We start from the raw sequence: 22,990 nt of genomic DNA, 5'->3' as shown, positions 1-22,990 counted from the left end.
GAATCACCATGCGCAAGAACATCCTCATCACCGGCGCCAGTTCCGGCCTCGGCGCCGGCATGGCCCGCGAATTCGCCAAAAAGGGCCGCGACCTGGCCCTGTGCGCTCGACGCACCGAGCGGCTGGAGGAATTGAAGCAGGAGCTGCTGACGCTCAATCCCGCCATCCGCGTTTCGATCAAGCCGCTGGACGTCAACGACTACGAGCAGGTCTTCACCGTGTTCCGCGAGTTCGCCGAGGAGTTCGGCGGGCTCGACCGCATCATCGTCAACGCCGGCATCGGCAAGGGCAAGCCGGTCGGCACCGGCTACTTCTGGGCCAACCGCCAGACCGCCGAAACCAACTTCGTCGCCGCGCTGGCGCAGTGCGAAGCCGCGGTGGAGATCTTCCGCAAGCAGGGTCACGGCCACCTGGTGATGATCTCCTCGATGAGCGCCATGCGCGGCATGCCCGGCAACATCACCACCTATGCCGCCACCAAGGCCGGCGTGGCGGCGCTGACCGAGGGCATCCGCGCCGACCTGATGCGCACCAAGATCAAGGTAACCACCTTGTATCCCGGCTACATCCGCAGCGAGATCAACGAAAAGGTGAAGAAGACGCCGTTCATGGTCGATACCGCCACCGGTTGCCGCGCCCTGGTCGCGGCCATCGAGAAGGAAAAGGCCGAAGCCTGCGTGCCGGCGTGGCCCTGGAACGTGATGGGGTTCGCCATGCGCAACCTGCCGCTGCAACTGGTTGCCCGCATGGGTTGATGTAGGATGCGGGGAAGAGCCTCGGGCGGCTGCCGAGGCGACTTCGAATACAAGGGAGAGCGCCAGTGTCCGAAATCGTCCTGCACCAGTGGGTGATGTCGCCGTTCTGCAACAAGATCCGGCGCTGCCTCGAGTTCAAAGGCCTGAGTTACCAGGTGGTCAACTACAACGGCCTGCGCGCATTGCAGGCTGCAAAGCTGTCGCCCGCCGGCAAGCTGCCGGTGCTGGATTACGACGGCGAACGCCTGCAGGACTCGGCGCACATCGCCCGTTTCCTCGACCAGAAGCACCCCGACCGGCTGCTCTACCCGGCCGATCCGCAGGCGCTGGCGCAGTCGCGCCTGCTGGAGGACTGGGCGGGGACCTCGCTGTATTTCTACGAACTGTACCTGCGCATGCTCGATCCGGTGGCGATGGAGAAGGCGCTGGACCTGGTCTGCACCGGTCGTCCGCGCTGGGAGCGCGCGGTGGTGAAGCTGGTATTGAGCCGGCGCTATCCGAAGAAGCTCGGCAACCAGGGCCTCGGCAATTACACCAAGGTCGAGGTGGTGAAGATGCTGCTGCAACACGTGCAGGATCTCGACACCCTGCTGCTGGAGCAACCGTTCCTTACCGGCGAGGCGCTAACCATCGGCGACATCGCGGTGGTGGCACAGCTCGACGAGATGATCCGCACCAGCGATGTGGCGGAGCGCATCCTGTCGTTTCCCCGGGTCAAGGCCTGGTATGCGCGCTGTGGCGGGATGAACGGCTGAAGCGATTCACGAAGACATAGCGGACTTCGTGTTTTTGCTGCATCGCAGCAGCAGAATCCGAATATTGCAGAAATATTACAGCGGCATGACAATCCCCTCGCCGCCCGATCTCATCCAGAGCGCATAGACGCAGACCGCTGACGCCCCGTCGCAGCAGGCCGGAAGGATCGGGCACCGCCGCAATCCAGCGGCCCGGCATGGCAAGGGGAGAATCTGCGATGGCAGCAGGCAAGCGCGGCAAGGGCAGCAACACACCCGTTGATGCATCGGCAGAAACCATCGACTCGAACCGGCGGCGCTTCATCGCCGGCGCGGCGGCGGCCGTCGGCGGCCTGGCGTTGAACTCACAGGGCGCGGGCACTCCCAAAACCAGTGCGTTGCCGGCCTTGCCCGACCCGGCCACCTGCGGCATCGACCACATCGTGGTGGTGATGATGGAGAATCGCTCCTTCGATCACTTCCTCGGCTGGGTGCCGGGGGCCGACGGCATGCAGGCCGGGCTGAGCTTCAAGGACGCCTCCGGCAAGGTCTACCAGACGCACGACCTTGCGCCGCGCTACCAGAACTGCTTCCTGGCCGATCCCGACCACAGCTACGAAGGCGGACGCACCGAGATCAACGACGGCGCCATGAACGGCTTCCTGCTGACCCAGCCCAAGGGTGACACCTTTCCCATCGGCTATTACACGGCGGCCAGCCTGCCCTTCTTCAAGGGCTGCGCCGATAACTGGACCATCTGCGACCGCTACTTCAGCGGCATCCTGGCGCCGACTTCACCCAACCGCTTCTACATGCATGCGGGCCAGACCGACCGCATCACCAACACCACCACGGTCTCGACCCTGCCCACGGTGTGGGACCGCATGCTCGGCGCCGGGCGCAGCGTGGCTTATTACTACGAGGATGTGTCCTATACCGCGCTCTGGGGCAGCAAGTACAAAAGCTTCTCGCAGAAATTCAGCAAGTTCGCATCGGACGTCGCCGGCGGCAAGCTGGCCGACCTGACCTTCGTCGACAACGTCGGCACCGACGTGCATGAACTGATCGGCATTTCGCGCGACGACCATCCCTATGCCGATGTGCGCGATGGCCAGGCCTTTCTCAACCAGGTGTACAACGCCATCCGTCAAGGGCCGCACTGGGCCACCACGCTGATGATCATCAACTACGACGAATGGGGCGGGTTCTACGACCATGTGCCGCCGCCCTACGCTCCGGTAACCGCACAGGAATTCGCCGCTACCGGCAACGATGGCCGACTTGGTTGCCGGGTGCCCTGCGTGCTGATCGGGCCACGCGCGCGACGTGGCGTGGTCGACCACAACCAGTATGACCCCAACTCGATCCTGAACATGATCGCCTGGCGCTTCGGTTTCGCGCCGCTGGGTGCGCGCGCGGATTCGATCAACATCGCCCATGCCCTCGACTTCAGCAATCCACCCAATGGCTATGCGCCTTCGTTCAAGGTGCCGCTCGGGCCATTCGGTGGGCTGGCCATCGATGCCTGCCTGCCGATCGGGGATCTGCTCGGGGCGGACGATCCGCTCAGTCCCATCCTGAAACCGATCCTCGGCAAGCTCAGCGTCAGCGACCAGCGCCGGGTGGAGCATGAGAAGGAGTTGGCCGATCTGCGGGCGCTGGGGAAGAAGTACGGGTTCTGACGTACCGCGGCCCAGTTGCGCCGCCGCAGCGGAAGCTGCGATGGACAGGGCGGATTCTTCGCCGCGCCCAGAATGAAGGAAGACTTGCCGGCTAGGCCTTCCGCCGAGGGGAATCCTTGGCCGCCGCATCCGCCTCGTGCCGTTCGATGCGTATCTGGATGGCGTGTTCGATCGGGCCGCAGACGATCAGCAGGAACAGGGTGGCGACGAAACCGACAATCAGAATCGGCCATTCGGCCAGGGCACAGGCGATGCCCAGGGCGGCGACAACCAGGATGGCGGCGGCGGTGGTCAGGCCGTAGACGTGAATCTGGTCGGGGCCGCGCAGGATCACACCGGCGCCGAGGAAGCCGATGCCGGAGACGATACCCTGGGTAACGCGGCTGGCGCCATCGGAGCTGTTGAAGCCATGCTGCTGGGCGTATTGACTGACGGTCAGTACCAGCAAGCAGGCGCCGAGGGAAACCAGTCCGAGGGTACGCAGGCCGATGGACTTGCGGTGCAGATCACGGTTGACCCCGACCAAGGCACCGGCCAGCAGGGCCAGGCCGATGCGCAGCGACATGTCCAGCCAGTATCCGGCGTCGTAATTCAGCATGGTGCGGCTCTTTCCTTGGCGGTGCTGTCCGGCCCACAGTGTACCGCCCCAAGGCTCCCCCTCGCCTGCAGCAAGCTGTGTAGACTTCCGCCCATACATCCGCCGGCCATGCATGGCCCGGATCGCGCGGTAGCGCCGTCCAGGCGGTTCACAACTTTCGGGAGAGATTCGATGATGCGTCTGCCACGTCATTTGGCCTTGCTGATGCTGACTGCCGCCGCCCTGGTCCACGGCGCCGCCTCGGCGGCACCGACGGCACCAAGCACCGATGCCAACCAGGCATTCGCCGAGGAATTCGGCGACCGTTTCTTCAAGGCTTACTGGCCGCTGCATCCGGACGCGGCCATCGCGGTGGGTTATTACCAGGTGGCGGACAGGCTGCCTGCACCGGATGCCAAGTTGCGTACCGCCGAGTTGCATTTCCTCGACGCACAGCTGGCGCGCCTGCGCAGCTACAAGCCGGAGGATCTGGACGATGCCCATCGCACCGACCAGGCACTGCTGGAGAACGAGCTGGAGTCCGAGCGCTGGCACATCGACGGCCTGCGCGACTGGCAGTGGGATCCTTCCGGCTACAACGTGGCCGACTCCTTCGCCCTGCTGCTCAACACCGACTATGCGCCGCTGGAGCAGCGGCTGCGTACGGTGCTGAAGCGCCTGGCCGCAGTGCCGGCTTACTATGCCGCGGCCGAACATGACATCGCCAATCCGACACGCGAGCATACGCAACTCGGAATCGAGCAGAACCAGGGCGCGCTCGACGTGTTCGGTCCGGAGCTGGAGAAGCAGATCGCCGGCTCCGGGCTGAGCAAGGCGGAGCGCGCGCTGTTCAAGACGCGCATCGCGGCGGCGCGCAAGGCGATGCAGCACTACGTCGCCTGGCTGAAGACGCTGGATGGCGAGCTGGCGCAGGACGACAAGGCCCGCTCCTTCCGCCTCGGCCGCGAGCTGTACGAGCGCAAGTTCGCTTACGACATCCAGTCCGGCGGCACGGCGGAGACGCTGTACCAGCGCGCCAAGCTGGAGAAGGAGCGCCTGGTGTCGCGAATGGACGGCTTGGCCGACCAGCTGTGGCCGAAGTACATGGCGGATGCGCCGAAGCCGGCGGACCGCTTCGACAAGATCGGCCAGCTGATCAACAAGATGTCCGAGCAGCATGCGCCGCGCGAGAACTTCGTCGGCACGGTGGAGCAGATGATCCCCGAGCTGGAACAGTGGGTCACCGAGCACAAGCTGATCGACCTCGACCCGAGCAAGCCGCTACAGATCCGGCAGACGCCGGCCTACGAGCAGGGCGTGGCCATCGCCGGCATCGAGGCGCCGGGGCCGTACGATCCGACCGCGAAGACCTATTTCAACGTCACGCCGCTGGACAGCTACAGCCCGGAACGGGTCGAGAGCTTCCTACGCGAGTACAACAAGTGGATCCTGCCGGTATTCATCATCCACGAGGCCATTCCCGGCCATTACGTGCAGCTGATCTACGCCAACCGCTCGCCCAGCCGTATCAAGAGCATCTTCGGCAACGGCGCCATGATCGAGGGCTGGGCGGTGTACAGCGAGCGCATGATGCTGGAGTCCGGCTACGGCGGGAATACGCCGGAAGCCTGGTTGATGTATTCGAAGTGGAACCTGCGCTCGGTCACCAATACCGTGCTCGACTACAGCGTGCATGTGCTGGGCATGAGCCGCGAGGATGCGATCCAGCTCCTGACGCATGAAGCTTTCCAGTCGCAGGAAGAGGCCACCGCCAAGTGGCGCCGGGTGCAGCTGAGCAGCGTGCAGCTCACCAGCTACTTCGCCGGCTACTCGGAAATCTATGACTTCCGCGAGAAGCTGAAGCAGGAACAGGGAACGAATTTCGACCTGAAGCGCTTCCATGAGCAGTTCCTCAGCTACGGCAGTTCGCCGGTGAAGCTGATCGAGCAGTTGATGCAGGGGAAGGCGCAGTAAGGCTGCTATAGATCACTCTGGCACGCATGGCGGAAAACACCATGCGTGCCATGCGTGCCAAGGGTTTTTGTTGGCACGCATGCAGTGAGCGTGCGATTGGTGGTGCTTTTGGGGGCGGCCGCAGCGCTGGTTGAAAGTGGGTGGAAAGCGCCGCGGAGGTGCGCGGACGGCTTTTAAGGATTTTTGGGGGGCTTAGCGCTCTGGGGAGCCCTGCGGAGTCACAGCCCCGGGTAGCGCTGCGCGCTTCCCGGGCTACGAGGCGGCTTTGCCGAGTTGAGCCACTTCTTCAGGGCGCAGGTGGCGCCAGGCGCCTTTTTGCAGGTCGCCGAGAACCACGGGGCCGATGGCGACGCGTACCAGTCGCAGGACTTCATGACCCAGGGCCGCGAGCAGGCGGCGGATGTGGCGGTTGCGGCCTTCATCGAGCACCACTTCCAGCCAGGCGTTCTTGTCGCCGGTGCGAAGCAGGCTGGCGCGCAGGGCGGACAGGTGCTCGCCCTCGTCGGTGACGCCGGCGAGCATGGCGGCGACCGCGGTGGCATCGGGGATGCCGGAGACCTGGACGTGGTAGGTCTTTTCCAGCCGGGTCACCGGATCGGTGATGCCGGCCGCCCAGGCGGTGTCGTTGCTGAGCAGCAGCAGGCCTTCGCTGGCGCGGTCGAGACGGCCGACCGGGCCGAGCCAGGGCAGGCCCGTGTTCTCAAGTAGACCATAGACGGTGTCGCGGCCACGCTCGTCGGCTGCGCTGACCACGATCTTGCGCGGCTTGTTGAGGGCGATGTAGACGCGCGCCGCGGCTTGTACGTCCACGCCGTCCACGGCGATGCGCGCATGTTCGGCCTGGGTGGTAGGCCGTTCCGGGTCGCGCTCGATGCGGCCGCCAACGCTGACGCGACCTGCGCGCACCATCGCTTCCGCCTGGCTGCGGGAGCAGATGCCGAGCTTGGACAGCACGCGGGCCAGGCCATGGCGCGGAGCCTGGGGTGGGCGCTGGCTGGTGGTACTGCGCGTGGGGGGCTTGCGGATGGGGTTACGCAAGATTGGAGGGAGTCGGTTGCCGGTGGTGGTTGGAGTTTACCGGGGCTGGGGTTCTTGATGTTGTTGTGGCCTTTGATGTTTTTTGCTTTTGATGTTCCCCACAAATCACTTCGCGATTCATTCGGGACATTCGGAAAAGCACACCCGATTCGCGGACACTCGGGGCGAACGGAGATTGGTACAGGATCAAGGGAAAAGCGCCCCTCACCCCTCCCTCCCCATGTTCATGGGGAGAGGGAGAACAACGGAGCGCAATAGCTGCCGGAGTTGCTAGCTCCTCGACAGGCCGAACTCCGCCAACACCTGCTCGTTGTGCGCGCCCAGTGCGGGACTTTCGCTCACCGCTACACGGGGCGTGGAGAACTGGATCGGCATGGCGTAAGCCGGCTTGCCGCCGGTGGTCTCGACCAGGCCGCGGGCCTGGACCTGTTCGTTCTGCAGCACTTCATCGGGGCTGAGGATGCCGGAAGCACAGCTGTCATCGTTGGCCAGCAGTGCATCCCACTCGTCACGCGTCTTGCTCATGAACAGGGCCACCAGTTCGGCGCGCAGGCCTTCACCGGCCTTGCCGGGGGCCAGGGGCTTCTTCAGCAGGTCCGGGCGCCCGGCGAGGATGCAGGCACGCTGGAAAAACTTGGATTCGAGCGAACCGAGGGCGAGGTGCTTGCCGTCGGCGCATTCGTAGATGGCGTAGTTGGGCAGGCCGCCGGAGAGCATGTCCTGGCCGCGCGGGGCGGGCTTGCCGAGGGTGCGTAGGGTGGCCAGCGACACTACTTGCAGCGCCAGGGTGCCGTCCATCATGCCGACGTCGACCATGCTGCCCTGCCCCGAGGCCTTGGCGCCGATGACGGCGGCGAGGATGCCGACGGCACAGGTGAGCGCGCCGCCGGCAAGGTCGGCGATCTGGAAGTTGGAGGGCACCGGCGGGCCGCCGGCGAGGCCGGTCTGGTCGAGGACGCCGGCGTAGCCGCAGTAGTTCATGTCGTGGCCGGGGCGGTCACGGTAGGGGCCGCTCTGGCCGTAGCCGGTGAGCGCGGCGTAGACCAGGCGCGGGTTGAGCGCCTTGAGGGTTTCGTAGCCGCAGCCGAGCTTGTCCATCACGCCGGGGCGGAACGATTCCAGCACCACATCGCTCTGCTCGACCATGCGGTGGAACAGCTGCACGTCTTCGGGCTTGCGCAGATCCAGAGTGAGGGACTTCTTGCCGCGGTTGACCACGGCGAACAGTTCCGGCGACAGGGTGCGGGTGTAGTCGCCGCCGTTGGGCTCCTCGATCTTGATGACGTCGGCGCCGAGCTGGGCCAGGTAGAGGGTGCAGAAGGGGCCGGGGAGCAGGCGCGACAGGTCGAGGACGCGGATGCCGGCGAGGAGGGGGTTGGTCATGGTAGGAAGTGGCCAGTGGTTAGTGATTAGTGGCTAGTTAAAAGATTGGGAGTCAGGATGCTTGCGCTTTTCACCGACCACCAATCACTGATCACTAGCCACTGTCTTTTACAGCGTGCGCGAGATCAGTTCCTTCATGATCTCGTTGGTGCCGCCGTAGATGCGCTGGGCGCGGCTGTCGATGTAGGCCTTGGCGATGGGGTATTCCATCATGTAGCCGTAGCCGCCGTGGAGCTGCACGCATTCGTCGATGACTCGGGACATCATGTCCGAGCACCAGTACTTGGCGGTGGCGGCGGCATCGACGCCGAGCTTGCGCTTCAGCACCTGTTCGATGCAGCGGTCGACGAAGACCTGGCCGATGGCGATCTCGGCTTTCATCTCGGCCAGCTTGAAACGGGAGTTCTGGAACGAGGCCACCGTCTTGCCGAAGACCTTGCGGTTGCGGGTGTATTCGAGGGTGTGCCTGAGCGCGGCTTCCGCACCGGAGACGGAGATGATGGCGATGATCAGGCGCTCCCAGGCCAGCTCCTGCATCAGCATGATGAAGCCCATGCCCTCCTTGGGGCCGAGCAGGTTGGTCTGCGGCACGCGCACGTCCTTGAAGAACAGTTCGCAGGTATCCTGGGCGTGCATGCCGACCTTCTTCAGCGGCTTGCCCTTGCTGAAGCCGGCGCGGTCGGCTTCGACCACGATCAGGGACATGTCCTTGGCGCCTTCGCCGCTGTCGCCGGTCTTGGCCACCACGACCACCAGATCGCAGAGATAGCCGTTGGTGATGAAGATCTTGGAGCCGTTGATGACGTAGTCGTCGCCGTCCTTGACGGCCCGGGTCTTGACGCCTTGCAGGTCGGAGCCGGTGCCGGGCTCGGTCATGGCGATGGCGCCGACCAGCTCGCCGGTGGCCATCTTCGGCAGCCACTGCTTCTTCTGCGTCTCGTTGCCGAAATTGTTGATGTAGTTGGCGACGATGTCGGTGTGCAGGTTGAAGCCAATGCCGGAGGCGCCGGCGGCGGACAGCTCCTCCATCATGATGACGCTGTAGAGCCGGTCGGTGCCGGCGCCGCCGTACTGCTCCGGCATGGTGTTGCAGAGGAAGCCGAGTTCGCCGGCGCGGTTCCAGATGGCGCGGTCGACATGCTGCTGCTCTTCCCAGCGCTCGTGGTGCGGCATGATTTCCTCGGCGATGAAGCGCCGCACGGTCTTGCGGAAATCGTCGTGCTCGGAGTTGAACAGGGTTCTCGGGATCATGCGGGCTCCATCCTTTATCGTTTTTTACATTTACATACAGTCTGGACTGTATCATAGTAAGCCCATGCCAATCCGAGCAAGTCTTCCTTGAGCGCCGCCCTGCCCCGGCGCACCCAGGCCGAGCGCAGCGACGCTATGCGCCAGCGCCTGCTTGCCGCCACGCTGGAGAGCCTGGCCGAGGATGGCTATGCCGGCAGCACGCTCAGCTCCATCGTGCGCCGCGCCGGGGTGTCGCGCGGCGCGCAGGTGCACCACTATCCCAACAAGCAGGCGCTGATGCTCGATGCGGCGGACGACCTGCTGCGCAGCAGCTACCGCACCCTGGGCGCGGTGCTGCTGTCGGTGGCGGACGAGGACAACCGGCTGGAGATGCTGGTGCAGGCAACCTGGGAACAGCTGTTTGCCACGCCGCTGTACCGCGCCTATACCGAACTGCTGGTGGCCAGCCAACGTGACGCGGTGCTGGCCGAAGCCCTGCGCGGCATGCTGCTGCGGGTGAGCAAGGTGTTCGAGCCGGCGGTGGAGCATTACTTCATGCCGGCGCCCGGTACGCGCGAGAACCTCAAGGCGGTGTTCCTGCAATTCGCCTGCCTGCTCGGCGGCCTGGCTTCGCAGGCGCACCTGCTCAACGACACGGCTCATGTCGCCGCCCAGCTCAAGCTGTGGACGCGGCAGGCGAAGCTGGTGATGCATGCGCGGAAGGGCGTGCGGCTGCCGCCGCCGCGGCCGGTGGAATGGGATCGGCCGGTGCACTCTTGAATGCCGAGTTGTTGCGTCAATCAAATTCGACGCAATGCGCTGCGCTTATCGCGCCCAACCAAGGGGCGCGAATTGCGACGGGCCGCGACGATTGCACGGGTCATACTTTGGTGATACCGTTGCCCCATGAAAGTAGCCATTTCCATTCCCGACCCGGTATTCGCCCAGGCGGAGCATCTCGCCCGGCAGCTCAAGAAATCGCGCAGCCAGCTGTATTCTGAGGCGATCGCAGATTACGTCGGCTCCCGCGGCGCGGTTGCGGTTACGGAGAAGCTCAACGCCGTCTATGGCGCCGCGAAGTCCGGAGTGGACAGTGCCCTGGAACAGGCTCAGCTTCAATCGTTGACCGATGAAGCGTGGTGAAATCTGGTGGGCGTCTCTGCCCGCCCCTGCCGGCTCCGGACCGGGGATGCGGCGTCCGGTGGTGGTCGTTCAATCCAATCCGTTCAATGAAAGCCGCATCGCCACCATCGTCATCGCGGCGATAACCTCGAACCTCGCCTTGGCGGAAGCGCCTGGCAACGTGCGAATCGGCAAAGCGGATTCAGGCTTGACCAAACCGTCGGTCATCAACGTGTCCCAGGTTTTGACGGTGGACCATTCATATCTGACGCAGCGCATCCGCATTCTCCCCGCCCAGATCATGAACCGGGTGGATGATGGTTTGCGATTGGTGTTGAGCCTGTAAGCACCAGGCGCGTAAAAAAGGCCCGTCTCCGGGCCTTTTCTATCGCCGAAAACTACTTCGCTTCGACCAGCGTTTTCAGATTGTCCAGGCCGCCGCGGTAGACGCTGCTGATGGTGGTGGTGGCGGCTTTATCGTCGGCGCCGTCGGCGGGCTTGTCGCTGGTGTCCTTGCGCTTGAAGGAACCTGACCAGGTGACTTTCGAGGCGCCCTTGCCGGCGGGTTTCACCACCAGGGTCGAGGTGTAGCTGCTCACCGGCAGCACGCCTTCGAGGATGGCGTACTTGAAGCTGTGCGAGGTGTCGCTGAAGCCGAGCAGTTTTTCCTTGATGGTGCCGCCGTCCTTCAGGGTCAGCAGGCGCACCGCGCCGACCTTGTCGTTGCTGCCTTCGACGATTTCGTCCTTGGCCACGGCCGGATGCCAGTTGCCGAGTCCATCGAAGCTCTTGACCTTGTCCCACACCGCGGCGACCGGGGCGTTGATGGTGACGCTCTCGCTGGCCTTGAGCTGCGGGGCCGCGGCGAGGCTACTGCCCGCGACGGAAAGCAGCGCTGCCACCGCAATCATTCTGACGACGTTCATGTGATTCTCTCTCCTTGCACCGAATGTCTGTTATAGGAATCCGGCGGGCGAACGCCGCCCGTCGTGGGGCAGTCTAGTCCCGCCTTCGATCCGTGAACAGGCCTTTGATTAAAAGGCTTTTTCGCGATTTTCGACGGTGTGTTGGGAAGGAAACAGTCGCGGCGGAAAGTGCAACACGTGGTGACGCGTAAAGGGGACACCTGCCAGTTATCGCAACCTTCAGATGCCGAGATTTCCATGAGGCTCGATGCACCAGACCACACCGATATGGGCGGCGTCCCATCACCGGATTTGCGTTATGCAAAATGCTATTCCAGTATCGCTTCATGCGCACCGAACTTGTTACCACCCTGAAGCGCCGGGCCAGCGAACTCCTCGCCGAGCTGAAGCGGGATCGGGAACCGATCCTGATCACCAACCACGGCCAGCCCGGCGCCTACCTCGTGGATGTCGAAACCTACGAGACGCTGCAACGTCGCATGGGCCTACTCGAAGGAATCGCCCGCGGAGAGATGGCAATCGAGGAAGGGCGCACTGTTATCCATGCACAGGCCAAAAAGCGCACGGCACGGAGGCTGGAATAATCTGGATCGAACCGGCGCGCTAAGCGATCTGAATGCCATTGCCGATTACATCGACTGAGCAACTCAAAACCTGCAAGGTAATTCACGCAAAGGTGTTCAACCACACAGCCTACGTCCGTCCTCCAAACCCTTTATTTCCGAACCGACATCTCCAGGCATTCCCGGTACGGCAGTGAAATGGAGGTGAAGCAGCCGGCGGGATCGCGCACATGGCGCAGGTATCCCGCATAAGCGTATCGCTCGCCCTTCGGGCGCAGCGCCAGGACCACGGCGCCGGGGCGCAGTCTTTCCTGTAATTGCTTGAGCACCGGCAGCATCAGCGCCGGGTAGCCGTTGAGCAGCAGGCAGTCCACCGGCTGGTCGATGCGCGACAGGGCCTGCTCGGGCCGGCCTTCGCGCAGGTCGACGTAGCGGGAGACGCCGGCGGCGCGCAGGCGGCAGCGTGCGAGCTGCGCCAGTTCGTGCGTCGGTTCGCAGGCGATGATGCCGCGGTCGCCGGCGTGGCGGTGGTTGGCGCGCATGGCGCAGGCCAGCCAGATGGTGGCGGCGGCATCGCCCGCGCCCAGGGTGACGACAAGGCGCGCATCGCCGAGGCGGGCCAGTTGGTACAGCAGGGCGCCGCATTCAGCGCTGATCGGACGATGCGGGCAGTCGGCACAGGGCTGGGGCGTAGCCGCCCTGGCCTGCCGTAACCCGGCGAACCATTCGCGCAGGGCCATCCACACACCGGACCAACCGTTGCCGTCAGCATGGAGAGCTGCCAGCGTGGCTTCGGCGCGGCTGCTGCCGTTGGCGGATGCCTGCTCGTGTTCCCGCCGTCCCTCTATCCGATGTAGCGCCTGCGGCAGGAAATCGGGCCCGGTGCCGGCGGTGTGCCAGCGCTCAGTGAACACGCTGGCCCTCCGCGGCCGGGGCGGCATGCAGGAAGGTGCCGAGGCAGGCGGAGACGTCGGCGACGCTGGCGGCGATGGCGCTGGGACGCAGTTCGCACAGCGTGGGCAGCGGCGCGCGGCCGTAGCCGAGGGCGATGGCGCGCAGGTGCAGGCGCTGCGCGGCCAGCAGTTCGCAGGGGTGATCGCTGAGCAGCAGCCAGGACGAGGGCGGCTGGCCGCTGTTTTCGATCAGGTGTTCCATCAGCGGCAGGCGGATGCCTGGGGCGCACTGCTGCTCGGGGGTGATGATGGAACGCGGGAAGTGCTGCAGGCCGTAGACGTCGAGCAGGCGCGCGGCGGCCCCCGCGCCGATATGGGTGAGGTAATGCAGTTCGACGCGCCACTCCGCGGCGAGCCGGAACAGCAGTTGCAGGCTGCCGGGGCGCAGGGTGCAGAGGTAGCGGCCGGTTTCGTCGTAATGGTGGAAGTAGCGGGCGCAGGCTTCGCCGATGCACAGGGCGTCCCGGGTCTGCATCAGGATGGAGAAGGCATCGCGCAGCGGCGTGCGCAGCGACCAGTGGCGGAAGGCATCCGCCGGCAGCTTGTGACCGACGTCGTAGAGGGCGCAGCGCAGGCTGTGCTGCACGCCGCGGGTGGGATCGAGCAGCAGGCTTTCGGCATCGAATATGGCCTGCCGGCGGGTGGATTGTCCGAACGCGAAGCGCTGGTCCGGATCAAGGATCTGTTGCATGGGCCTTCCTCCTGTGTGCGGCTGTGCGATCGGATCGATCGCGCCGGCTGGCTCCCCGCAGGTGGCTGGCTTGGCGCTACTGTGTTGTTACTTCGTCAGGATCAGTTTCCCGGCACGGGTCAAACGCAAGCGGTAAAGCGCGCCGTCATGCCGGATCAGCAATTCGCGCGCGGCGCCGAACAGCGCCTGGCTGTCGAACTGCGGGACATTGGCCGGAGGCCGCTGCGGCGCGGGGGTGGCTGCGGTGCTGAGGGGTTTTGTCTGCGACATGTACTTGATGATAATGATTATCATTTGTATGTCAACAGTGAAAATCCCGACCGCTATCCGGATGAGCGCAGCCCCTTGTCCTTGGCCGGCGCGGTGGACCCGGGTGTGCGCAGGAAATCCACCAGTGCGCGCACCTTGGCCGGGACATGGCGCGTGGCGGGATAGACCGCATGGATGCCGGCGCGGGGCAAGGTCCAGTCGCCAAGCAGGCGCACCAGGCGCCCCTGCGCCAGGTCCTGCTCCACGGCGAAACTGGCCAGGATCGACAGGCCCAGGCCTTCGCGCACCAGGGCCTGGACCGTGCCCGGCGCGTTGGCGCGCGCGACCGGCTGCATGCGGACGATGCGGCGCGTGCCCTTGCGGCTGAAGTTCCAGGTCAGCGGGGCGCGCAGCAGGGTCAGGGCCACCCAGCGATGCTCGGCCAGTTCCTGCGGCTGGCGCGGAATGCCGTGCGCGGCGAGGTACGACGGCGCGGCGCAGACGTATTGTTCGAATTCATCGAGCCGGACCGCACGCAGGGTGGAATCGCGCAGCCAGCCGCCGCGGATGGCCACGTCGATGCCCTCACCCACCAGATCCAGCACCTGGTCGGTCGCCACCAGGTCCAGATGCAGGGCCGGATGCAGGGCGGCGAAGCGCGCCAGGCGCGCAGCGAGGGTGCCGGAGAGGAAATCATGGGCGGCGGTGAGGCGCAGGGTACCGCGCAGTTCGCCGCCGCCGCTTCCGACGCGGTCGAGCGCGGCTTCGAGCTCGCGCAACAAGGGCGTGCATTCACTTTGGAGTTGCTGCCCCGCTTCGGTCAGGGTGACGCGGCGGGTGGTGCGGGTGAACAGGGTGGCGCCGAGTTCGGCCTCGAGCTGGCGCACCTGGGCGCTGACCATGGCCTTGGTGGTGCCCAGGCGCGCGGCAGCCGCGGTGAAGCCGCCGCCCTCCGCCACCGCGACGAAGACCGCCAGCCGTTTGAGTTCGCCGCGTTTCCGGCTCATTTTCCGATTGTATCTATTATACGAACTTTATTTTATCGATAAGGCTGTTTATCCGATCAATACATAAGCGCATGATGGCGCCATCGACAACCGCTTTTCCTACAGAAGGAGTAGGACATGAAGATCACACTGTTTGGCGCCGGCGGCATGATCGGCAGCCGCATCGCCCAGGAAGCGCTGTCCCGTGGGCATGAAGTAACGGCGGTGGTGCGTACGCCGGGCAAGCTGGCGCTGAAGCACGACAAGCTGAAAGAGGTGACGGGCGATGCGTCCGACGCAGCCTCGGTGGCACGTGTCACGGCCGGGCAGGATGCGGTGATCAGCGCCATCAGCATAGCGGACCAGGAAGGGTTGCTGCGTGCGACCTCGGCGCAGATCCAGGGCGTGAAGCAGTCCGGGGCGCCGCGCCTGCTGGTGGTGGGCGGGGCCGGCAGCCTGGAGGTTGCGCCAGGCCTGCAACTGGTGGACGCGCCCAACTTCCCCGCCGCTTACAAGGCGCCGGCGCTGGCGCACCGCGAGGTGCTGAAGGTGTATCGCAAGGCCGACCTGGACTGGACTTACCTGAGTCCGGCGGCTGTCATTGCCCCCGGTGAGCGGACCGGCAAGTTCAGGCTGGGCGGGGATCAGCTGGTGGCCGATGCCAAGGGCGACAGCAAGATCTCGGCGGAGGATTATGCGGTGGCGATGATCGATGAGGTGGAAAAGCCGAAGCACATCCGGCAGCGGTTTACGTTGGCGTACTGAGTCTTACGATGACGCAGTCCCGGGTAGCGCGGTGCGCTTCCCGGGCTACGTTAACCGAGATTCGTCGCAGATTGAGAGACGGCGGGCACGGCCCGCCCTACAAAAGCTGGGCGGGGATCAGCTGGTGGCCGATGCCAAGGGCGACAGCAAGATCTCGGCGGAGGACTATGCGGTGGCGATGATCGATGAGGTGGAGAAGCCGAAGCACATCCGGCAGCGGTTTACGCTGGCGTACTGAGTCTTACGATGACGCAGTCCCGGGTAGCGCGGTGCGCTTCCCGGGCTACGTTAACCGAGATTCGTCGCAGATTGAGAGACGGCGGGCACGGCCCGCCCTACAAAAGCTCGAGGCGAACGGAGTTCGGGATAGGCCGGGGTAAAAAAAGAAAGCCGCCGCACCCCTGCGGGTGCGGCGGCTTTTTGCCTTCCACTCAGGCGCGGTAGCGGTAGTACTCGAGGCCGAGGTCGTAGAACTTGGCGTCGTGGGATTTGCCGACGCGTTCGATGGTGAAGCCGGGACGCTGCGGGATCTGGGCCTCCTGGGGCCATTGGGCGGCGTGCAGGCGGGCATAGTCGTCCTGGCCGACGGTGACGGCGTTGCCCTGGGCCTTGGCCAGGCCGATTTTCGCGGCGGCGGCGCGCCAGTTGGGCATGACCTTGGCCACCACGGTTTCGGCGGCGTCGCCGCTGCCGTAGCCGACCAGCAGCAGCTTGTGGCCGTTCAGTTCGGTGGGCTGGGACTGGGCTTCTTCCAGGCCGGCGGCCATCCAGGCGGGCAGCGCGGCGGTGTAGAGGTTGCCCATGTGCATCATGGCGGCGGCGCCGAGGCGCAGCTTGCCTTCGACCACCTCCTTGTAGCGCGGGGACTTGCGGAAGGCCTTCATCACCTGGGCGGTGAGCGGGTACGGCTCTTCCGGCGGGTGGCCGCTGATGACCTTGTCGACCAGGGAGGGACGCAGGGCCATTTCGGCCAGCAGCTGCTTCAGCTCGACGCCGGCGGCGGTGCAGTAGCCGTTGAGTTCCTCGTGCTCCTCGCCGCCGTCCGCGCCCATGGCGAACAGGTAGGCCATGGTCCAGGCGCTGACCGGCATGTGGTGGTAGGGGCGGTGCATGAAGGCGGCGGTGAGGCTGCGCAGGAAGGCGGCGCGCTTGCCGTCGCGGCGCAGGAACAGGGCGTCGAAGGCGCAGACCACTTCGTCCAGGTAGCAGGCGGTGGAGTACTTGCCGTTGAATACCGGGAAGTCGCGCAGGCGGCCGTTGGCGCCCGGGGTCTGGCCGTTGAAGCGCAGGAAGGGCTTGCGGAAGTCGGCGATGCGGTAGCTGGAGGAACTGCCGGAGGTGTGCAGGTCCAGCGCCAGCAATTGCGGATCGCGATCGACCAGCATGGCGACGGCGCCGGCGCCCTGGGTGGGCTCGCCGGTGCTGCCGCGATCGTATTCGGCGATGTCGGCGGAGACGACGATGGCCTGGCGTCCTTCACCGTCGAAGGCGAGATAACGCATGGCGCCTTTGACGCCGTAGAGGCCGGCGATGCAGGCCTGCTTGAACTCGGGCACTTCGCAATAGCGCGACAGCGGCGGCAGGCCGCGCACGGCCAGGGCCTGGTCGACCAGGCCGCGCACGATGACGGCACCGACGGCATTGTCGGAACTGGATTCGGTGGCCAGGGCGAGGTAGCCGATGCGGGCGGGATCGACCTGGTAGTCGAGGATCAGCTTGAGCACGGCCTCGGCGGCCATGGTGTAGACGCTGTCCTCGGGGCCGGCCATGCGGAAGCTGTGGCCGACGACGGCGCTGATCTTGTCCCAGGCGTTGCCGGTCCAGCCGCACCAGTCCTGCAGGCTGACGCGGTAGGGCGGAACGAAGACCGAGATGCCGCTGATGCCGAATTGTTCGCGATTCATGTCCATTCGCTCTTGTTGTTGCCTCGGAGGGGGAAATCCAGATTGTTCGATGTGGCGCGCGGGAGGGCAAGCTGACGCCGGCGTCAGCTTTGGTGGCCGGTACCGGCCGGTTCGGTACGCTCAGCGCCGGTGGCGTAGACCCGGCCCTTCCAGCGCGAGCGGGTGCCGCGCCAGTAGCGGATGGCGGAGCTCCAGGTCATTGCCAGGTACAGGGTTGCGCCCAGCGGGGCCAGCAGCAGCCACAGCGGCGACAGGCCGTAGTACCGCAAGGTCGGCCAGTAACCCAGGGCCATGGCCAGCAGGGCGGCGGCGGCGAGCGCCTGCGCGCCGGGCACGAACAGCGCGGCCAGCGGCAGCCAGTAGGCGGCGGCGAAGATCACGGTGACCAGCAGCAGCAGCAGGTTGGAGTAGTACAGCTGGGTGAAGGCGGAGCGCGCCACCATCTCGTGGATGGAACCCAGGCTGCCGTAGGGACGCAGGCTGACCACGCCGCGGCTCAGGCCGACCCAGGTGCGGTGGCCGGCGTTCTTGACCTGGCGCGCCAGGGTGCAGTCGTCGATCAGGGCGTCGCGCAGGCCGGCGAAGGCACCGGCCTTCTCCAGGGCGGCGGTATCGACCAGGATGCAGCCGCCGGCTGCGGCGGCGACGTGGCGGAAGCGCGAGTTGGACAGGGCGAAGGGATAGAGCAGCTTGAAGTAGTAGACGAAGGCCGGCAGCAGCAGGCGATCCCAGAAGCTGGTGCGGCGCAGGTCGGCCATCAGCGAGACGAAGTGCAGGCCGTGGGCGCGCTTGTGCCGCAGGAGAGCGGCGAGCAGGCCGGGGCGCAATTCGATGTCGGCGTCGAGCAGCAGGGTCAGCGGCGTGCGCACCTCGGCCTTGCCCTGCTCCAGCGCCCACAGCTTGCCGGCCCAGCCCTGCGGCAGGGGCTTGCCGCTGATGATGCGTGTATTGGGAAAGGAGGCGGCGATCCGCGCGGTGGCGTCGGTGGACTGGTCGTCGACCAGCACCACTTGCAGGCCCCTGCCCTGCGCCTGCAGGCCGGACAGGGTGGTGCCGATGACTTCGGCCTCGTCGCGGGCCGGGATCAGCACGGTGATGTCGGCGAGATCGGCCCCGTCCGCGGCGGCCGCATCGGGCTCGATGCGCTCGCGCGTACTCCAAGGGCGCCAGGGCGCCAGCAGGGTGCCGAACCAGATGATCGCGGCTGGAGCGGCCAGCCACAGCGCTGCCGTGCCGGTCATTTACGGAGTTCGATACAGGGAAGTAAAGCGCTCAGCCCCGCTCCGGAGAGGAGCGGGGCTGAGCGGATGCAACGTTCCAGGCAACGGCAGCACTAGCTGGACTTGGTGTCACCGGCATTGGTCGGGCGGCGCTGGATGGCGCTGACCGGGATGTGCACCGCGGTGGCGGCGGCACGGTCGCCGTACTTGACCGGCAGGTCGGCGGCGAAGGCGCCTTCGGTGCGCGGGCCGAACAGGGAGACGCGCAGGGCCTTGAGCGGGTTGGCGAAGGTGTCGTTGACGGCGCTGCCTTCGAAGCCGCAGTGCGCCATGCAGTTGTCGCACTTCGGGTTGATGCCGACGCCGTACTTGTCCCACTCGGTGTCTTCGATCAGTTCCTTGTAGGTCTTGGCGTAGCCTTCATCGACCAGCAGGTAGCAGGGCTTCTGCCATCCGAAGATGTTGTACGTCGGATTCGACCAGGGGGTGCACTGGTAGCTCTGATTGCCGGCAATGAAGTCGAGGAACATCGACGACTGGTTGAACACCCACTTGCTCTTGCGTTCCTTGCCGAGCTTGAACACGTCGCGGAACAGCTGCTTGCTCTCGTTGCGGGCGAGGAACACGTCCTGGCGCGGCGCATGCTGGTAGCTGTAGCCGGGGGACACGGTGATGCCCTCGATGCCCAGCGTCATGGCGTAGTCGAAGAACTCGGCGATCTCGGCCGGCGGTTCCTTGTTGAACAGGGTGCAGTTGATGGTGACGCGGAAGCCGCGCTCGCGCGCCATCTTGATGGCGGCGACGGCCTTGTCGAACACGCCTTCCATGCACACGGATTCGTCGTGGCGCTTTTCCAGGCCGTCGAGATGGATCGACCAGGTGAAGTACGGCGAGGGCTTGTACTCGTCGATGTGCTTGGGCATCAGGATCGCGTTGGTGCACAAGTAGATGAACTTCTTGCGCGCGATGAGGCCCTGGACGATCTGCGGCAGTTCCTTGTGGATCAGGGGCTCGCCGCCGGGGATGGACACCACCGGGGCGCCGCACTCGTCCACCGCGCGCAGGGCATCCTCGACGCTCATGCGCTGCTTGAGGATTTCCTTCGGGTGATCGATCTTGCCGCAGCCGGCGCATTCCAGATTGCACTGGAACAGCGGCTCCAACATCATCGCCAGCGGATACTTGGTTTGACCGCTGAGCTTCTTGCCCAGTAGATATTTGGCGATCTTGACCTGCTGGATGAGGGGGATACCCATGGATACTCCGAATTCAGGAACAGTGTCCGCTTGGACAGCGTTCGTAGGGGGTTGACTGCAATCTCAAGTTACCAATTTTGTCACACTTCCGGCTTGCGCACCGCTAAAGAGCCCTACAGCGGCTCCAGAACCTCCGCATGGTCGCGGCGGATCCGCGCCCATTCGATCTTGAACCAGGGGGTGAAAGCCTCCGGATTGGCCGCCATTTCGGCGTCCAGGGCGTCGGGGGCGATATAGCGCAGACCGGAAATCTCGTTCGGATTGACCTTGGCTTTGTCGTCGCTGCGCCCGGCGTAGACCCAGCACAGCTCGTGTTCGGCGCCTTCGGCGTCGAACTGGGCCTGGTACTGGAACTTGAACAGGTATTGCAGCTGGGACTTCAGCCCCAGTTCCTCGTCCAGGCGCCGGTGGATGGCGTGGTCCAGGGTCTCGCCGCGGCGCGGATGGCTGCAGCAGGTGTTGGACCAGTAGCCCGGCCACAGCCGCTTGCCGGCCGCGCGCTGCTGCAGCAGCAGCTCGCCCTTGGCGTTGAAGATGAACAGGGAGAAGGCGCGGTGCAGGGTGCCGTGGCCGAGGTGGGCCGAGGCCTTGTCCATGTAGCCGATTTCGCGGTCGTGCTCGTCGACCAGCACCAGGGGCTCGTCGTCGAAGGAGACGATGCGGTCCGCATCCTGCATTTCCATATCGAGCGCCATGCTATCCAATGCTCACCTCCATGCCCTGGTAGCCGGCGTCGCGCATCGCGGCGATCACCTTCTCGGGGTTTTCCGGGCACAGGGCGATGATCGAGCCGCCGCCGCCGCCGCCGGTCAGTTTGGCGCCGAGGGCGCCGTGCTCGCGCGCGATCTGCACCAGTTCCTCCACTTCCCAGCTCGACACGCGCAGGGCGTTGAGCAGGCCGTGGCAGATGTTCATCAGGTCGCCGAGGCGCTCGAGGTCGTTGCCCTGCACCGCGTCCACGCCCTGCAGGGTGAGCTGGTCGATCTCGCGGAAGATGCGCTCGTACAGCTCCGGGTTGCGCTGCCAGGCGGTGCGCACGCCGCCGACGGTCTTGGCGGTGAGGCTTTCCTTGCCGCTGATGCCGATGACCATGGGGATGGGCTTGGGCACGTGCAGCTCGCGCATCATCGGCGCTTCGTCGGCCTTCTCGCCGCGCTTGTAAAGGACGAACTTGCCGTAGGTGGCGACGGTGTTGTCGATGCCGGACGGGGTGCCGTGGGCGACCTTCTCGCAGTTGAAGGCCAGTTCGTTGACCTGGACATCGCTGAGGCCCAGCTTGAAGTGCTGGTCCAGCGCGCGGATGATCGCCACCGCCATCGCGGCAGAGCCGCCCAGGCCCATGGCGCGCGGTACGTTGGGGAACACTTCGATGCGCACGGAGCGCTCGGTCAGGCCCAGGGTGTCGAAGATGATGCCGAGCGAGCGCTGGAACGAGTCGCGGTGCGCCGGATCGCGGTGCAGACGATATTCCACACCCCAGCGCGGGATCATCATGTCGACGCCGCCGGACTTGGTGTCCTGCACCGCGGCGCGCACCGCCAGGGGCACCGGCGCGGCGATGGCATGGCTGCCGTACACCACGGCGTGCTCGCCGAGCAGGATGATCTTGCCGTAGCCGCGGCCGGCGTGTTCGGGAATGACTTCGGCGGCGGCGCCGCGGGCTTCCTTGCGCACCTGCACCACGATTTCCTGCGCCTTCCAGATCTTGATCTCGCCGCTTTCAACGAGACGCTCGACCACGGTGTCGAAGATTTCGGCGGTGGCGCCGGCGGCAACGGCGACGCTGCGCGCGTGCAGGGTCATGTGGCCCTGCTGGATGCCTTCGGTGACCAGGGCGCGCAGGGCGGAGAAGTTCTGCGCCAGGCCGACGGCGCCCATCACTTCGGCCAGTTCCCGCGCGGTCTTCACGCCGAGCAGGCGCAGATTCAGCGCCACGGTGGCGTTGGACTGGAGCGGACCGCCGACGGTGCCGACCTTCATCGGGATGTCGAGTTCGCCCACCAGTTCGCCGTTGGGACCCTTGTACCAGCGGGTCAGCGAGGTGTAGCGGCCGCCGCGCGCGGCGTAGGCATGCGCCGCGGCTTCGATGGCGCGCCAGTCGTTGCCGGTGGCCAGGGCCACGGCGTCGACGCCGTTCATCACGCCCTTGTTGTGGGTGGCGGCGCGGTAGGGATCGATGGTGGCGAATTCGTTGGCCAGGATCACGCCATCGCGCACTTCCTCGCCGGTGTAGCCCTGGCGGCCGCCGAGCTTGTCCACCGAGATGACGCAGCGGGCGCGCACCATGGCGCGGTCGGTGAGGTTGGACAGGATGCGCAGGAAGACGCGGCCGCCGGTGATGGACTCGACCAGCGAGGCGACGCCTTCGCACATGGTGTTGACCAGGTTGGCGCCCATGGCGTCGCGGGTGTCGACCAGCAGGTGCACCACCAGCATGTCGCCGCCCTCGGGGCGGGCGTGCAGGTGCACTTCGAGATCGTTGGCGCCGCCGCCGCGCGCAACCATCTGCGGGTGCAGGCTGTTGGCGAGATTGAGGATCTCGCCCTTGCGCTGCAGCAGGGCGGCCTTGGCCTTGGCGACGTGCGGCACGTCCACGACCTGCACCTGGCCGATCAGCACCGGCTCGGTGCTCTCGACGGTGAAGCCGCCGGCGCCGCGCACGACCTTGGCGGCGGAGGACAGGGCGGCGACGATGGAGGGTTCCTCCACCACCAGCGGCACGATGTAGTCGCGGTTGTTGACCAGGAAGTTGAGTCCGAGACCGACCGGCAGGCCCATCACGCCGACGACGTTTTCGATCATCTTGTCGGCTTTGTGGATCTTCAGGGTGTGCTCGCCCGAGATCAGCGCCTGGTAGTCCTCGGCGGAGACCCAGCCGCGCTCGTGGATGATGCGCACGCGATCCGACACCGACAGCTTGTAAAACTCGGGGAAGCGCGATCTTTCACTGTTATTCATTACGTTCCGCTCCGTATGGACATC

The 22,990-nt window shown here is 65.5% G+C and carries 23 protein-coding genes; 9 read left to right on the top strand and 14 right to left on the bottom strand.

All coding sequences use genetic code 11. From position 1 onward, the window contains the following. Positions 1–8: 8 nt before the first annotated feature. The 3 genes from BP26_RS0101210 (at position 9) to BP26_RS0101200 (ending at position 3,171) form a co-directional block, all read left to right on the top strand. The gene (locus BP26_RS0101210; protein ID WP_029918757.1) at positions 9–755 is read left to right on the top strand and encodes an SDR family oxidoreductase; all 747 of its coding nucleotides are present in this window, start codon (positions 9–11) and stop codon (positions 753–755) included. Positions 756–820: 65 nt separating this feature from the next. Next, the gene (locus BP26_RS0101205; protein ID WP_029918756.1) at positions 821–1,510 is read left to right on the top strand and encodes a glutathione S-transferase family protein; all 690 of its coding nucleotides are present in this window, start codon (positions 821–823) and stop codon (positions 1,508–1,510) included. Positions 1,511–1,728: 218 nt separating this feature from the next. Then, entirely contained in the window at positions 1,729–3,171 is a 1,443-nt protein-coding gene (locus BP26_RS0101200; protein WP_051747986.1) for an alkaline phosphatase family protein, read from the top strand. A gap of 91 nt (positions 3,172–3,262) precedes the next feature. Here the strand turns inward: BP26_RS0101200 and BP26_RS0101195 are convergent, their stop codons facing one another. After that, positions 3,263–3,769 carry an MgtC/SapB family protein gene (locus tag BP26_RS0101195; protein WP_036515775.1) on the bottom strand — a complete coding sequence of 169 codons (507 nt, stop codon included), beginning with the start codon at positions 3,767–3,769 and terminating at the stop codon, positions 3,263–3,265. Positions 3,770–3,940: 171 nt separating this feature from the next. On the opposite strand from BP26_RS0101195, the gene BP26_RS0101190 reads away from it, so the two are divergent. After that, positions 3,941–5,722, top strand: a complete 1,782-nt coding sequence (locus BP26_RS0101190) for a DUF885 domain-containing protein (protein WP_029918753.1) — start codon at positions 3,941–3,943, stop codon at positions 5,720–5,722. Between the two features lie 252 nt (positions 5,723–5,974). Here the strand turns inward: BP26_RS0101190 and BP26_RS0101185 are convergent, their stop codons facing one another. The 3 genes from BP26_RS0101185 to BP26_RS0101175 all read right to left on the bottom strand — a co-directional run bounded on the left by BP26_RS0101185 (position 5,975) and on the right by BP26_RS0101175 (position 9,412). Continuing rightward, positions 5,975–6,763 (bottom strand): pseudouridine synthase, encoded by a 789-nt coding sequence (locus BP26_RS0101185; RefSeq protein ID WP_436233345.1) that lies wholly within the window; start codon positions 6,761–6,763, stop codon positions 5,975–5,977. Between the two features lie 267 nt (positions 6,764–7,030). Beyond that, the gene (locus BP26_RS0101180) at positions 7,031–8,143 is read right to left on the bottom strand and encodes a CaiB/BaiF CoA transferase family protein (protein WP_029918751.1); all 1,113 of its coding nucleotides are present in this window, start codon (positions 8,141–8,143) and stop codon (positions 7,031–7,033) included. 108 nt (positions 8,144–8,251) lie between these two features. Beyond that, positions 8,252–9,412: an acyl-CoA dehydrogenase family protein gene (locus tag BP26_RS0101175; protein WP_436233344.1), complete on the bottom strand. Its 1,161-nt coding sequence runs from the start codon at positions 9,410–9,412 to the stop codon at positions 8,252–8,254. Positions 9,413–9,481: 69 nt separating this feature from the next. Between BP26_RS0101175 and BP26_RS26315 the strand changes: the two genes are divergently transcribed. The 3 genes from BP26_RS26315 to BP26_RS0101160 all read left to right on the top strand — a co-directional run bounded on the left by BP26_RS26315 (position 9,482) and on the right by BP26_RS0101160 (position 10,841). Continuing rightward, positions 9,482–10,153 (top strand): TetR/AcrR family transcriptional regulator, encoded by a 672-nt coding sequence (locus BP26_RS26315; RefSeq protein WP_051747984.1) that lies wholly within the window; start codon positions 9,482–9,484, stop codon positions 10,151–10,153. Between the two features lie 126 nt (positions 10,154–10,279). Continuing rightward, the gene (locus BP26_RS0101165; RefSeq protein ID WP_029918748.1) at positions 10,280–10,516 is read left to right on the top strand and encodes a ribbon-helix-helix domain-containing protein; all 237 of its coding nucleotides are present in this window, start codon (positions 10,280–10,282) and stop codon (positions 10,514–10,516) included. After that, positions 10,503–10,841, top strand: a complete 339-nt coding sequence (locus BP26_RS0101160) for a type II toxin-antitoxin system PemK/MazF family toxin (protein ID WP_029918747.1) — start codon at positions 10,503–10,505, stop codon at positions 10,839–10,841. Before BP26_RS0101165 ends, BP26_RS0101160 begins: the two co-directional genes overlap by 14 nt. 52 nt (positions 10,842–10,893) lie before the next feature. Here BP26_RS0101160 and BP26_RS0101155 read toward each other — a convergent pair whose 3' ends face one another. Continuing rightward, a complete protein-coding gene (locus BP26_RS0101155) occupies positions 10,894–11,421 on the bottom strand; it encodes an SRPBCC family protein (protein WP_029918746.1) in 528 nt (175 codons plus the stop codon). Positions 11,422–11,747: 326 nt separating this feature from the next. Here BP26_RS0101155 and BP26_RS0101150 point away from each other — a divergent pair, with 326 nt between their 5' ends. Further along, the gene (locus BP26_RS0101150; RefSeq protein ID WP_029918745.1) at positions 11,748–12,005 is read left to right on the top strand and encodes a type II toxin-antitoxin system Phd/YefM family antitoxin; all 258 of its coding nucleotides are present in this window, start codon (positions 11,748–11,750) and stop codon (positions 12,003–12,005) included. A gap of 131 nt (positions 12,006–12,136) precedes the next feature. Here BP26_RS0101150 and BP26_RS27220 read toward each other — a convergent pair whose 3' ends face one another. From BP26_RS27220 to BP26_RS0101130, 4 genes are all read right to left on the bottom strand, one after another. Then, positions 12,137–12,898, bottom strand: a complete 762-nt coding sequence (locus BP26_RS27220; protein ID WP_051747980.1) for an O-methyltransferase — start codon at positions 12,896–12,898, stop codon at positions 12,137–12,139. Continuing rightward, on the bottom strand, positions 12,888–13,628 hold the full coding sequence (locus tag BP26_RS0101140; protein WP_029918743.1) for an HAD family hydrolase: 741 nt from the start codon (positions 13,626–13,628) through the stop codon (positions 12,888–12,890). Before BP26_RS0101140 ends, BP26_RS27220 begins: the two co-directional genes overlap by 11 nt. An 87-nt stretch (positions 13,629–13,715) precedes the next feature. Further along, complete coding sequence (gene hemP / locus BP26_RS0101135; RefSeq protein WP_029918742.1) at positions 13,716–13,922, bottom strand: hemin uptake protein HemP; 207 nt, start codon at positions 13,920–13,922, stop codon at positions 13,716–13,718. A 29-nt stretch (positions 13,923–13,951) separates the two neighbouring features. After that, a complete protein-coding gene (locus BP26_RS0101130; protein WP_036515772.1) occupies positions 13,952–14,884 on the bottom strand; it encodes a LysR family transcriptional regulator in 933 nt (310 codons plus the stop codon). Positions 14,885–15,001: 117 nt separating this feature from the next. On the opposite strand from BP26_RS0101130, the gene BP26_RS0101125 reads away from it, so the two are divergent. Further along, the gene (locus BP26_RS0101125; protein ID WP_029918740.1) at positions 15,002–15,628 is read left to right on the top strand and encodes an NAD(P)-dependent oxidoreductase; all 627 of its coding nucleotides are present in this window, start codon (positions 15,002–15,004) and stop codon (positions 15,626–15,628) included. 431 nt (positions 15,629–16,059) lie between these two features. On the opposite strand, the gene BP26_RS0101115 is transcribed toward BP26_RS0101125, so the two are convergent. The 5 genes from BP26_RS0101115 to BP26_RS0101095 all read right to left on the bottom strand — a co-directional run bounded on the left by BP26_RS0101115 (position 16,060) and on the right by BP26_RS0101095 (position 22,966). Further along, positions 16,060–17,532, bottom strand: coding sequence for a hypothetical protein (locus BP26_RS0101115; protein WP_029918738.1), 1,473 nt, complete (start codon positions 17,530–17,532; stop codon positions 16,060–16,062). 83 nt (positions 17,533–17,615) lie between these two features. Further along, the gene (locus BP26_RS0101110; protein WP_051747975.1) at positions 17,616–18,773 is read right to left on the bottom strand and encodes a glycosyltransferase; all 1,158 of its coding nucleotides are present in this window, start codon (positions 18,771–18,773) and stop codon (positions 17,616–17,618) included. Positions 18,774–18,865: 92 nt separating this feature from the next. Next, on the bottom strand, positions 18,866–20,008 hold the full coding sequence (gene hpnH, locus BP26_RS0101105) for an adenosyl-hopene transferase HpnH (protein WP_029918736.1): 1,143 nt from the start codon (positions 20,006–20,008) through the stop codon (positions 18,866–18,868). A gap of 113 nt (positions 20,009–20,121) precedes the next feature. Further along, on the bottom strand, positions 20,122–20,703 hold the full coding sequence (gene idi, locus BP26_RS0101100) for an isopentenyl-diphosphate Delta-isomerase (protein WP_245611678.1): 582 nt from the start codon (positions 20,701–20,703) through the stop codon (positions 20,122–20,124). A 1-nt stretch (position 20,704) separates the two neighbouring features. Next, complete coding sequence (locus BP26_RS0101095; protein ID WP_029918734.1) at positions 20,705–22,966, bottom strand: hydroxymethylglutaryl-CoA reductase, degradative; 2,262 nt, start codon at positions 22,964–22,966, stop codon at positions 20,705–20,707. Between the last annotated feature and the right edge of the window lie 24 nt (positions 22,967–22,990).

Source organism: Nevskia soli DSM 19509, assembly GCF_000711955.1.
Lineage (GTDB): Bacteria > Pseudomonadota > Gammaproteobacteria > Nevskiales > Nevskiaceae > Nevskia > Nevskia soli.
This window is presented reverse-complemented; position numbering and strand designations above follow the sequence as displayed.